Genomic DNA, 13,286 nt, shown 5'->3' on the forward strand with positions numbered 1-13,286 from the left:
AAAGATAAGAAAGCATTCCTGTATTAAAGCAAAATGAGATTTGAATAAAATAAGCCTCCTTGGTATGATACAAAGTGTCCAAGCTGATCAGCGCAAAGGACATTTAATAACCAAAGGAGGACATAAAATGAAGTATAAACAAAATGACAAGATTCTGCAACTTACAGAAAAAACCTTAATTATAGGGGTTGACATTGCTAAACATAAGCATGTCGCAAGAGCACAAGATTATAGAGGTATACAATTTGGAAAAGCTCATACATTTTTAAACACATATGAGGGTTTTGAAGGTTTCATAAACTGGTTAAATCAAATCAAAGCTAAACAGTCTAAGGAAGATGTCATCATTGGGATGGAACCTACTGGACATTATTGGCTTCCGTTGGCTTATTGGCTAAAAGAAAAAGGAAAAAAGGTGGTTGTAGTTAATCCAGCTCATGTTAAGCAAACAAAGGAGTTAGATGACAATTCTCCTACTAAGAATGATTTCAAGGATGCTAGAGTTATCTCTAGACTTATTGAGGGCGGAAGATATTCGGAGCCCAATTTACCGGAAGGTATATACTCGGATTTACGTGAAGGTATGAACCTATATAACCAATTGGTACAGGACCTAACAGCTGTGAAAAATATAGTTCACCAATGGCTCGACCGTTTCTTTCCTGAATATTTAACGGTCTTTGGGAAGTGGGATGGAAAAGCTTCTCTACAAGTTCTAAGAATGGGACTTTTTCCTGATGAGTTATTAGAGCGTGAAGACTTGGAAATTCTAGCTGAAATTCGTAAAGAAGTTAAAAAAGGTGTGGGAATAAAGAAGGTTGTTCAGTTGAAAAACGTTGCCCTTCGTTCAGTAGGCATTAAAGAGGGGCGAAGTCTAGCTAGGTTAAAATTAAAAAGCTTACTAGACCAATACGATCTTCTTTCAGAACAATTAGAGAGCGTCTGGAGTGAAGTAGAGAACATCATACAAGATGTTCCAGGGGCGAGAGAGATGGGAGATATTAAAGGTATTGGACAAGTTACAGTAGCCTCCTTTTTTGCAGAAGTCGGTGATTTACAAAAGTACTCACATCCCGACCAAATTGTTAAGTTAGCAGGATTAAACTTAAAACTAGCTACATCAGGAAAGTGGAAAGGGCAAACAATTATTACTAAACGAGGGCGTCCTAAATTAAGGGCACTATTGTTTAAAGTCGTGTTGCCTCTTGTAGCTCAAAATCCTGCATTTAAGGCACTACATCAGTACTTTATTACACGAAATGAAAATCCATTAAAAAAGAAGCAGTCTATCATCGCTATATGTTGTAAATTAATTCGTATTTTATTTACGATTGGAAAGAAACAAATTGAGTTTGAACCAGCTAAAATGTTACAAGATATTCCTCATTTTAGTATGCAAGAAGCTGCTTAAAAGGATAGGGTAAAGTGATCAAAAAGAAGTTAGGTGCAGAAAATAGTCGAAGATTTATATAACATAAACAGTAGTATCGATGACAATATTTAATTCTCATTTTTTATTCACTTAGTAGTCGAAGTATTTTAAAGTTGTTTCAATTTGAAGAAGACTTACAACAGAAGCTAGGAGCAGTCGGCAAGCATTTATACTATTGGGCAATGACCCCGCAAGAAAGCATCGCCGACCCCACTTCATGGATAGGCAGAACGAAGGAATGTATGCGCATATTTTTCATATGACGCCGTGAGAAATGGGAGGGTGTGCCGCCATGAACATTGTGGGATCCAATAGCGACCATATTTCTAGATATTATCCTTTTTTGTAAAAAAATAGAAGAAGAGGGTTTATTTAACTATGTCCTCCTCCTCTAAAATACAAATAAAGTTCTGTTAGTCCATTAAAGTGCAGTCTTATTGAAATTTGAAATACTGAGAAAAACAGAGAAAACAAGAGAAAAACCTTACTTTAATGAGGGAGTATAAAAATTTGAACCTAGTTTTAGTGTCTAGCTCCGGGCGTCACCCGGCTCTATGGTATAAGCCAATCCCTTCCCGAAGGCAAAGAACGCCTTCAGTCAGGGCTCGTCTTATGCTTGACTTGCATAGGATGTGCTGATGTCGATGTTCGCCACAGGACGTGGCGGGTTTTAATCGACGCGCCGATAGGCGGGCGCGCCTTTCGCTTTTCTTATTGTTTTCAAAAGTTTTAAAGCGGATTTCTTAGAATAAAAAGAAAATTAATAAAAATACAATTGATTTAATTTTTATACAGTATTATAATGATAATTAATTTACTATTTCCAATCTTTTCTTTATATCCAACAGATTAGACTTAAGGTGGGATTATATGAAAGCAGCAATTATCGGTGCAACGGGTTACGGGGGAATTGAACTCTTTCGTTTTTTAACAAAACATCCAAACGTTGAAATCCATTCAGTTCACTCGTCATCACAAGTAGGAACAATGTTTAGTGATGGTTTTCCACATATCTTAAATCAGACTACATTGGCATTAGAAGAAATTGATAGTATGAAGATTTCTAGGGAAGTAGATATTGTGTTTATGGCGACCCCACCTGGCGTTTCATCAACTTTAACACCACAGTTCTTTGAAAATGGAATTAAAGTGATTGATTTATCGGGTGACTTTCGTTTAGACGACATGCTTACATATCAGCACTGGTATAACAGAACTTCGGTACCATTACATTATTTAAAACAAGCCGAATATGGTTTGAGTGAGTGGAATAAAGAAGCAATTAAAGAAGCAAGTATCATCGCAAATCCAGGCTGTTATCCGACTGCTACCCTACTTGGATTGGCTCCTTTAGTTAAAAATGATCTCATTCACGAAAATTCAATAATTGTTGACGCTAAATCTGGTGTTTCTGGTGCAGGAAAGATACCTTCAAACGCCACTCACTATTCAGAAACTAATGAAAATCTCAAAATTTATAAGGTGAATTCGCATCAGCATATACCAGAAATTGAACAAATGCTAAGGACGTGGAACAATCAGATCCAACCAATTTCATTTAACACTCATATGGTGCCAATGACGAGGGGGATAATGACGACTATTTACGCCCAAGCAAAAAAGGAATATACATCAGAGAGACTACTAGAGATGTATAACGAATCATATTTGCATTCACAATTTGTGAGGATAAGGAAAATAGGGAATTATCCATCTACAAAAGAAGTGTATGGTTCTAATTATTGTGATATTGGTCTTTCATATGATGAACGTACGGGAAGGATAATCATTGTTTCTGTGATTGATAATTTAGTAAAAGGTGCCGCAGGGCAAGCAATTCAAAATCTTAATATTATGATGGGTATCCACGAATCAACTGGTTTAGATATGGTTCCAATTTATCCTTAAAAGATTGAAAAAGTAGAATGGGGGAATGGTAGTTTGCAAACAAAAGTTAGTGAGGAACTTGTTGTAATTGAAAATGGTTCAATTATTTCACCAAAAGGGTTTCGTGCTTCTGGGGTTCATGCGGGATTAAGGTATGCCAAAAATGATCTTGGGGTCATTATCTGCGATACTCCTGCTAGTTGTGCGGCAGTTTATACAAAAAGTCATTTCCAAGCAGCACCATTAAAGGTAACACAAAATAGTATATCTGTTGAAAACAAACTTCAAGCGATTATCGTAAATAGCGCATGTGCTAATGCTTGCACTGGGGATCAGGGAGAAAATGATGCTTATGAAATGAGAAGCTTATGTGCCAGAAAATTTAATATTCCTGAACATCTAGTTGCAGTTGCATCAACTGGAGTAATTGGGGAATTATTGAACATGAATAAAATTGCAGATGGAATTAAAATGCTTGAACCTAAAGCTAGCGTAAATGCAGCAGAAGATTTTCAAACCTCAATTCTAACAACGGACTTAGTTATGAAAACCATATGTTACGAAACAGAAATCGATGGGAAAGTTGTTACGTTTGGAGGAGCCGCAAAAGGATCAGGTATGATTCATCCAAACATGGCTACAATGTTAGCCTTTGTAACGACAGATGCAAATATTGATTCATATGATTTACAAAACGCAATGAGTTCAGTTGTAGATGTAACATTTAATCAAATCACAGTTGATGGAGAAACATCAACAAATGATATGGTCCTTGTGATGGCAAGTGGTGAAGCGGGGAATGAAAAACTTACTCCATTACATCCTGATTGGGAAAAATTTGTGTCGTCATTAAAGAAAACATTTGAAAGTCTAGCTAAACAAATTGCCAAAGATGGAGAAGGAGCCACTAAACTGATTGAGGTTCAGGTTAATGGGGCAGCGTCTGACACTGAAGCTAGAATCATAGCTAAGAAGATTGTTGGGTCAAACTTAGTTAAGACAGCTGTTTATGGAACAGATGCAAACTGGGGAAGAATCATTGGGGCAATTGGACATAGTTCAGCAAATGTCGATCCAGATAATGTGGATATTTATATTGGTCCAATTTTAATGTTAAAAAACAGTCAACCACAGCGATTTTCTGAAGAAGAAGCAACTGCTTATTTGAAAAATGAAACAATAACAATTGGGGTAAATCTTCATATAGGTAATGGAAAAGGAACAGCATGGGGCTGTGACTTAACCTATGATTATGTGAAAATAAATGCGAGTTATCGAACATAAGGGGCGAAGAAATGGACAATATTATTGTACTAAAATGTGGTGGTAGTATTCTTGAACAGCTTTCAGATGCTTTTTTTACAAGTGTTCAGAAACTACAGGAAAATAGGTACAAAATCATTATCGTTCATGGTGGCGGGCCGGAGATTGGCTTAATGCTTACTAAGCTAAATATTAATACCGAATTTATTAATGGACTTAGAAAAACAAATAAAGAGGCCATGGAAGTAGTAGAAATGATACTTGCTGGAAAAGTAAACAAACAACTAGTATCAGAACTATGCTCCCGAGGATTAAGTGCTATAGGACTATCTGGGACTGATGCAAATCTTCTACGTGCTGTTCCTATTGATAAAGAAACTCTTGGTTATGTAGGTGATGTTTCAGAAGTAAATAGTGAACTTCTAATTCAACTGTTAAATCTAGATTATATACCTATCATCTCATCAATAGGTACTGATACCAAAGGAGAAAAATATAACATTAATGCCGATACTGCAGCTGGAAGAATTGCAACTGGCCTAAAAGCAAAGCAATTATTATTCGTAACGGATGTACCTGGAATAATGGACAATAACCGGTTATTAACGTGTGTAAATACAAAGGAGATAACAAACTTAATTTCTAGTGAAAAGATATATGGTGGTATGATTCCAAAAGTCATGGCGGCATGTGAGGCGCTCAAAAGCGACCTCAAAGAAGTTATGATAGTAAGCGGAAAGCATTCATTTGCAGGTGAAAATGGCGATGTGATTGGAACAAAAATCATTAGTGAACTGGAGGCTATCCAATGAGTGCAATATTCCCAACCTATAATCGTTTTGATGTACATGTAAAGCATGCGGAAGGTACAACAATTGTTGACCAAGATGGTAAAAAGTATTTGGATTTTATTTCTGGTATAGGTGTGTGCAACCTTGGCCATCGTCATCCAGCAGTTAAAGAAGCAATAGAAAAGCAACTAGAAGAGGTGTGGCATGTTTCCAATCTCTTTCACCTAACTATTCAAGAGGAAGTTGCAATGCAACTGGTAGACCATTGTGATGGAGATGCTGTTTTTTTCTGTAATAGTGGTGCTGAAGCAAATGAAGCAGCACTTAAGTTAGCACGGAAATACACTCAAAAAACCAAAGTGATTACATTTCAACAGTCATTTCACGGGAGAACCTTTGCAACTATGGCGGCAACAGGTCAGAAAAAAATACACAGTGATTTTGGACCATTGCTACAGGAGTTTAAATACCTACCGTATAATGATTGTGCAAGTCTTGAAAAAGAAATGGATGAAAATGTTGCAGCAATTATGGTTGAAATCATTCAAGGTGAAGGTGGAGTAATTCCAATTAATCCTGAGTTTATAAGCAGAATAGCTGAGCTATGTCAAAAGTATAATGCTCTTCTAATTATTGATGAAGTCCAAACGGGCATGGGCCGTACTGGAAAGCCGTTTGCATATCAGCATTTTGGTATCTCACCTGATATTATTACAGTAGCAAAGGGGTTAGGAAGTGGGTTACCAGTCGGTGCCATGATTGGTAAAAATATACTAAAGGAAGCTTTCGGAGCTGGTGTCCATGGAACAACATTTGGTGGCAATCCAATTGGCCTATCAGCAGCTAAAGCAACCTTATCGATTGTTTTTCAAGAACAATTTCTTGAAGAAGTGACTGATAAAGGAGACTACCTAAAATTAAAATTGACTACTTCATTAGAAAAGAATGAAATCATAAATTCCATTCGTGGAAAGGGACTCATGGTTGGTATTGATTGTAAATCAGAGGTAACAGAAATACTAAAATTACTTAGGGAACGTGGGTTACTGGCACTTAATGCAGGTCCGAATGTTATTCGGTTACTACCACCATTAACAGTTACAAAAGCAGAGATTGACCTTGCGGTTGATCTTATAAACGATGTAATAAAAGAATATAGTCATGTAACAACATTGTAATGTTGTATTTTTTAAATAAAAAATGTATAAAAATTCAATATAAGAAATAAATATACGAGGTGGCAGATGACTGGTTACGTACACTTAGAGAATGGTGAATGTTTTGAAGGTATTTTGGAAGCAACAAATGATACAAACGCGATTACAGGTGAGGTCGTATTTTTTACCGGAATGACTGGCTATCAAGAAGTATTAACAGACCCATCCTACAAAAATCAAATCGTTATTTTCACTTACCCTTTGATTGGGAATTATGGAATAAATGAGTATGATTTTGAAAGTAGTAAACCCCATGTTGCAGGCGTTATTATGTATGAAAGCTTTGAAACTGTTTATCACTATGAAGCTAAACATTCCTTAAAGGCATATTTAAATAAATGGGAAATTCCTTATATTACCCATGTAGACACACGCTCAGTTGTTAAACAAATACGAGATAGTGGAACAATGAAATGTTCAATGTCCTATAAGCAAGAATGCAGTTATTTTGGTGATATAAGATATGATGCACCTGTTGAGGCCGTTTCGACAAAAAAAATTGAATCCTTTGGCTCAGGGCACCATGAAATCGTTGTAATTGATTTTGGTGTTAAGAAATCGATTGTAAATAGTTTAGTAGATTACGATTGTAAAGTAACCGTTGTACCTTATAACACTTCCTATGAAACAGTTAAGAAACTTAACCCTTGTGGTATTGTTCTTTCAAATGGACCCGGTGATCCCAAACAGTTAAAGCGTTTGTTGCCAGACCTAAAAAAAATGATGGAAAGCTTTCCGACTCTCGCTATATGCCTAGGACATCAGCTTGTGGGCTTAGCTTTTGGAGGAGATACAACAAAGTTACGTTTTGGACATCGAGGTGCAAACCAACCTGTACTGGACATACTGACAAGTAAAGTTTTCATTACTTCACAAAACCATAGCTATGTTGTTAATCGTGATAGTTTAGATCAAGATAAGCTTACTGTTCGTTTTACAAATGTGAATGATGGTTCTGTTGAAGGTCTGATGCACAAGGAACTTCCTATTTTATCTGTACAATACCATCCCGAAGCACACCCTGGTCCAAGTGACAGTAGTTGGATTTTTCATGAATTTATGTCAAGCATACGATCGGTTAGGAGTGAAAAAATGTATGCCTAAGGATAAAACATTACAGACCATATTAGTAATTGGATCTGGACCAATTGTTATTGGGCAGGCAGCTGAATTTGATTACTCTGGTACTCAGGGTTGTCTTGCATTAAAGGAAGATGGCTACAAAGTTATTTTAATAAATAACAATCCAGCTACAATTATGACCGATGAAATGAATGCTGATGCAGTTTATTTCGAACCACTTACTTTAGAATCTGTCCAAAAGGTTATAGAAAAAGAGCGTCCTGATGGGCTTTTAGCAACACTAGGAGGCCAAACAGGGCTAAACTTAGCATTTGAACTGCATGAACAAGGAGTACTTGAAAAATTCAATGTTAAGCTCCTAGGTACACCAATTGAATCAATTAAAAAAGGTGAGGACCGAGAGCTTTTTAAAGCACTAATGAATGAATTAAAGGAACCTGTGCCAGATAGCCAAATTGTAACGTCGGTTAATGAGGCAGTATCTTTTGCGGTGGAAATCGGTTTTCCCATCATTGTAAGACCAGCCTATACGCTAGGTGGAACGGGTGGAGGAATTGCTGAGTCACTTGAACATCTCCTTATTCTAGTAAAAGGCGGCCTCCAAGCTAGTCCGATATCCCAATGTTTACTAGAAAAAAGTATTGCAGGATTGAAAGAAATAGAGTACGAGGTAATGAGAGATGAAAAGGGAACTTGTATAACCGTTTGTAATATGGAAAATATCGATCCAGTTGGTATCCATACAGGTGATTCAATTGTTGTAGCACCATCGCAGACATTAACAGATGTAGAGTATCAAATGCTAAGATCTGCATCCATTAAAATTATTTCAGCATTAGGAATAATTGGGGGCTGCAACATTCAATTTGCCCTTGATCCAAATAGTAAAAAATATTTTTTGATTGAAGTCAATCCCAGGGTAAGTCGTTCATCAGCCCTTGCTTCTAAAGCAACAGGATACCCTATTGCACGAATGGCAACAAAGCTTGCAATTGGATACACTTTAGATGAACTTGTAAACCCGATAACTGGTGATACTTATGCTAGCTTTGAACCTAGCCTTGACTATATCGTAGTTAAATTCCCATGTTTTCCATTCGATAAGTTTCTAGATATTGATAGTACATTAGGGACACAGATGAAAGCGACTGGCGAAGTGATGGCGATTGATAGAAACATAGAAAGAGCTTTTCAAAAAGCGGTAAATTCTCTTGAGGGAGTAAATATAGGACTCACTTTACCACCACTGCAGAAGGAGGATACTTCCGTACTGCTTAATGAATTAGCAAAAGCAAGCGAGAAGCGATTTTTTGTTGTCCTCGAACTTTTACGTAGAGGGTTCAATATCAAAACCATACACGATAAAACGAAAATAGACTTATTCTTTCTGCAAATATTTCAATCATTAATACAGACTGAAGAAACGGTTAGACATACTAGTTTACAAGAAATATCAGTTGAGTTTATGCAAAAGGTTAAGGAAAAAGGGTTTTCTGATCGTTATCTTGCCTTCCTGTTAACAGATGATGAAAAAAATGTACGTACTAAACGTAAGGAAATGGGGATAATACCAAGCTATAAAATGGTCGATACATGTGCAGCAGAATTTTCTACGAAAACAGCTTATTATTATTCAAGTTATTTTGGAAAATGTGAAGTTGAACCAACACCAACAAAAAAGGTGTTAATTATTGGCTCTGGCCCGATCAGAATCGGCCAAGGAATTGAATTTGACTATAGCTCTGTCCATGGTGTTTTTGCTCTTAAAGAGGAAGGCTATGAGACGGTATTAATAAATAATAATCCTGAAACAGTTAGTACAGATTTTGCTATTGCCGATCGTCTATACTTTGAGCCATTACAATTCGAGGACGTTCTAAATGTTATTGAAAAAGAAAATATTGAGAAGGTTATTGTACAGTTTGGTGGTCAAACATCTATTAATCTGGCAAAAGAACTCGAGGATGAGGGAATAGAGCTTGTCGGAATTAATCAAAACATTATTAATAAATTGGAAGACAGGGAACTGTTTTATCAGTTTTTAGAAGGATTAGACATTCCTCACATACCAGGGGCGATAGCAAATTCAGATCATGACTTAGAGGAAAAAGCCAATTCTATAGGTTTTCCTTTATTGCTAAGACCATCTTATGTAATTGGTGGTAAAGGAATGATAGTCGTTCATACCAAAAATGAGTTGAATAAATACACGGCTAAAACTTCAAACAAGAATTATCCACTTCTCCTAGATGCCTATCTACCAAAAAAGGAGGTAGAGATAGATTTATTAACAGATGGAATCGATATTCTTATACCAACGATTATTGAACATATTGAAAAAGCAGGAATCCATTCGGGTGATAGCTTTGCAATACTGCCTGCGATTTCATTATCATATAGTGTGAAAGACAAAATTGTCGAATATGCAAGGAAAATAGCTATTAATCTCAATTTTAAAGGAATAATGAATATCCAATATGTAATAAATGATCAAGAAGTTTATGTGCTCGAGGTAAATCCTCGTGCAAGTAGAACTTCGCCAATTGTAAGTAAAGTGACAGGTGTCCCGATGGTTAGACATGCAACTAAATTATTGCTAGGGAAATATTTGCCGGACCTTTCCGAAAACACGGGACTATTGTCAGATAATGATTTTTATACTGTCAAATTCCCAGTTTTTTCAACAATGAAACTTGGTGCAGATCCAATAACAGGTCCAGAGATGAAGTCAACTGGTGAGGGTATTGGAATCGCTGATAATTTAGATGAAGCGCTCGGTAAAGTCTTTCATTCCTATCTAAAGAATAAACAGCAAAGGAATGAAATTTTAATTGTTACGGATGATGATATGAGTATTTCAGACATTAGTGAACTCTCAAAAGAACTAAGTCAGCAAACTATTAAGTTATTAGTGAATGAAGATGTTGAAGATTGGATTGAAAGAGGATATGCACTTGCCTATTTGAATGTAAAAAAAGATGACATCTCAGCGGAATATAGGAAATTAGCACTAGCGAACGGTATTGAAGTCTTTACTCAACTTGAAACATTTTTCGCTTTTATAAAAGCTTTAAATACAAAGACATTTACTGTTCATTCGATCCAAGAGTGGAGAAAACAATCAAAGGGAGTGACAATTTGATTAATACATTACAAACAAAGGAACAACCATTAAATATTAAGGGACTAAGCCTGTTAACTCTAGAGGAGCTCTCAGAAACTGAAATTTATCAATTAGTAGACTCAGCCCTAACTTTAAAAAAACAACAAAAGAGTGGATTGACTTCAAAGACATTAGAGGGAAAAACGTTAGCGATGATCTTTGAAAAACCTTCTACGAGAACGCGGGTATCATTTGAAGCTGGCATGATTCAATTGGGTGGGAGTGCACTTTATCTAAATGGAAATGACCTTCAGCTAGGCCGAGGGGAATCAATCGCTGATACTGCCAAAGTCTTATCGCAATATGTTGATGCAATTATGATTCGAACATTTGCACATGAAAAAATAGTTGAGCTAGCAAAGCAAGCATCAATTCCAATTATTAATGGATTAACGGATGAACATCATCCGTGTCAGGCACTTGCTGATTTAGTAACAATTTATGAAGTTAAGAAAAAACTAAAAGGGTTAAAGCTGGTATACTTGGGTGATGGGAATAATGTATCACATTCGCTTATGATTGCAGCAGCAAAAGTAGGTATGAATTGTACCATTGCTTGTCCAGTTGGCTATGAACCGAAAAAACAAATCATAGAGTTAGTAAATGATATTGGATCAAAAACGGGAGCGGAAATAAAAGTTACTAATAATCCATTTGAAGCTGTAACAGATGCTGATATTCTGTATACAGATGTTTGGGCAAGTATGGGGCAGGAAAGTGAACAAGAGAAGAGAATAACAGTATTTGAAGATTTTCAAGTCAATTCTAAGATAACGTATTTGGCAAAATCAGATTTTCGCTTTCTACACTGCTTACCAGCACATCGTGAAGAAGAAGTAACAGCTGAAATAATCGATGGCCCACATTCAGTCGTTTTCCAACAAGCGGGAAATAGATTACATGTACAAAAAGCATTATTACAAGCAATACTTGGATAATAAAAAAGTGGTATCGGAAAGTCTGATACCACTTTTTTTAAAAATTAAACAATACAATTGATCCACCAACAACAAAGCAATAATAAGCAAAATATTTAAGATTGCCTTTAGCCATAATATTCATAAACCATTTAAGGGAGAAATAGGAAGCAACTAATGACCCAAGGAAAGCAACTGTGTAGGGAATAAGTAATGAATTTAAATCTGGGTCGTTTACTATATCAGAAAGACTTAATAACAAACCGCCAAAGCTAACAGGTATGAACATTAAGAATGAAAAACGTAACGCTGTCTCTTGTTTCATCCCGAGTCCCATTGCTGCTACAATTGTGGCGCCAGATCGGCTGATGCCAGGGATCAGTGCAATTGCTTGTGCAATACCGATAATAATCGCATCTGTTAATTTTAATTCTGCATCATTTTTACGTCCCCGTAAGTTGCGAATAGTCCATAGTGCAATACCAGTGATAAGCAAGGTAATACCAATTAATAAGATACCTTCTTTAAAGAAACTTGCGATCTCATCGTCATATAAAATACCAATCACGCCAGCTGGGATTGTTGCGATAACTAGGTAGATGATAAATCGAAAGTCTGCTCTTGCAGCTTCTTCCCGTGTTTTAATATAGCGTAGGCCGTTAATCGTAAGTCGAGTTATGTCACTGCGGTAAATTAGCAATACTGCTAGAAGAGATGCAGCGTTAACCAATAGTTCAAAGCTCATTCCTTCAATAGAAAGGTCTAAGAAATATTGAGCAAGTAAAAGATGACCACTTGATGAAATAGGGATAGGTTCAGTTAAACCTTGAAAAAATCCAAGAAATAAATATTTTAAAAGTTCATATATTTTGTCCATATTTTCCACACTTAATCCTCCAATAGATAATATAATTACTACGTTCTAATTAAACAATAGAATCTGTAGTTGTGTAAAGCATTGCTATTTACTGGATTTTAAATAAGTAGCTTGTATTATGTAATCATCACATCACCTATACTATTCAAATAAAAAAAGGATATGAATGTTATATAAATTATAAATGAAATAGAACAGGGGATAATATCTTAGTAAAGATAGGAAGGAGGGATAGTATGGGCCAAAGTCACGAATTTAGAGCAGGACATAAAGCACCCAATAATGGAATATATGTAGAAATTGGTGAAGATGGGGATATGGTTAACAACCCCAAAAGTTTAAAGTTAAAAGCAGGGGATCCATTTCCAGAGAATTCAAACCATAACCGAAAATGGACGTATAAAAGAAAACCTTAATTTGGTCACAATCGCAAAAAGAGAAGTCATCCTAAAAGTAGGATGACTTTATTTATGGTAAGAAAGTATAATAATTTTACCTAGTTTTCGTGTCTAGCTCCGGGCGCCATCGGCTCTATGGTATAAGCCAATCCGTCCGGAAGGTAAAGAACAACCTTCCAGCCGGCTTGTCTTATGCTTGACTGCACAGGATGTGCTGATGTCGATGTTCGCCACAGGACGTGGCGGGTTTTAATCGAC

General features: G+C 36.3%; 10 protein-coding genes. 9 read left to right on the forward strand and 1 reads right to left on the reverse strand.

Annotated elements, in window-relative coordinates:
• Window positions 1–127 precede the first annotated feature (127 nt).
• The 8 genes from PY093_RS18295 (at window position 128) to argF (ending at window position 11,774) form a co-directional block, all read left to right on the forward strand.
• Window positions 128–1,411: an IS110 family RNA-guided transposase gene (locus PY093_RS18295; RefSeq protein ID WP_275645258.1), complete on the forward strand. Its 1,284-nt coding sequence runs from the start codon at window positions 128–130 to the stop codon at window positions 1,409–1,411.
• An 891-nt stretch (window positions 1,412–2,302) separates the two neighbouring features.
• Window positions 2,303–3,340 carry an N-acetyl-gamma-glutamyl-phosphate reductase gene (gene argC / locus PY093_RS18300; RefSeq protein WP_275647252.1) on the forward strand — a complete coding sequence of 346 codons (1,038 nt, stop codon included), beginning with the start codon at window positions 2,303–2,305 and terminating at the stop codon, window positions 3,338–3,340.
• Window positions 3,341–3,373: 33 nt separating this feature from the next.
• Complete coding sequence (argJ, locus tag PY093_RS18305) at window positions 3,374–4,603, forward strand: bifunctional ornithine acetyltransferase/N-acetylglutamate synthase (RefSeq protein ID WP_275647253.1); 1,230 nt, start codon at window positions 3,374–3,376, stop codon at window positions 4,601–4,603.
• Window positions 4,604–4,614: 11 nt separating this feature from the next.
• On the forward strand, window positions 4,615–5,394 hold the full coding sequence (gene argB / locus PY093_RS18310) for an acetylglutamate kinase (RefSeq protein ID WP_275647254.1): 780 nt from the start codon (window positions 4,615–4,617) through the stop codon (window positions 5,392–5,394).
• Window positions 5,391–6,551, forward strand: coding sequence for an acetylornithine transaminase (locus tag PY093_RS18315; RefSeq protein ID WP_275647255.1), 1,161 nt, complete (start codon window positions 5,391–5,393; stop codon window positions 6,549–6,551). Before argB ends, PY093_RS18315 begins: the two co-directional genes overlap by 4 nt.
• Window positions 6,552–6,617: 66 nt before the next feature.
• Window positions 6,618–7,694 (forward strand): carbamoyl phosphate synthase small subunit, encoded by a 1,077-nt coding sequence (locus PY093_RS18320; protein WP_275647256.1) that lies wholly within the window; start codon window positions 6,618–6,620, stop codon window positions 7,692–7,694.
• On the forward strand, window positions 7,687–10,815 hold the full coding sequence (locus tag PY093_RS18325) for a carbamoyl phosphate synthase large subunit (RefSeq protein WP_275647257.1): 3,129 nt from the start codon (window positions 7,687–7,689) through the stop codon (window positions 10,813–10,815). Before PY093_RS18320 ends, PY093_RS18325 begins: the two co-directional genes overlap by 8 nt.
• Complete coding sequence (argF, locus tag PY093_RS18330; RefSeq protein ID WP_481769320.1) at window positions 10,815–11,774, forward strand: ornithine carbamoyltransferase; 960 nt, start codon at window positions 10,815–10,817, stop codon at window positions 11,772–11,774. Before PY093_RS18325 ends, argF begins: the two co-directional genes overlap by 1 nt.
• A 37-nt stretch (window positions 11,775–11,811) precedes the next feature.
• Here the strand turns inward: argF and PY093_RS18335 are convergent, their stop codons facing one another.
• Complete coding sequence (locus PY093_RS18335) at window positions 11,812–12,630, reverse strand: undecaprenyl-diphosphate phosphatase (protein ID WP_275647279.1); 819 nt, start codon at window positions 12,628–12,630, stop codon at window positions 11,812–11,814.
• 236 nt (window positions 12,631–12,866) lie between these two features.
• Here PY093_RS18335 and PY093_RS18340 point away from each other — a divergent pair, with 236 nt between their 5' ends.
• Window positions 12,867–13,046, forward strand: coding sequence for a YjzC family protein (locus tag PY093_RS18340; protein WP_275647259.1), 180 nt, complete (start codon window positions 12,867–12,869; stop codon window positions 13,044–13,046).
• The last annotated feature ends 240 nt before the right edge of the window (window positions 13,047–13,286 follow it).

This window comes from Cytobacillus sp. S13-E01, from assembly GCF_029193815.1.
Classification (GTDB): Bacteria; Bacillota; Bacilli; order Bacillales; family Bacillaceae_L; genus Bacillus_BV.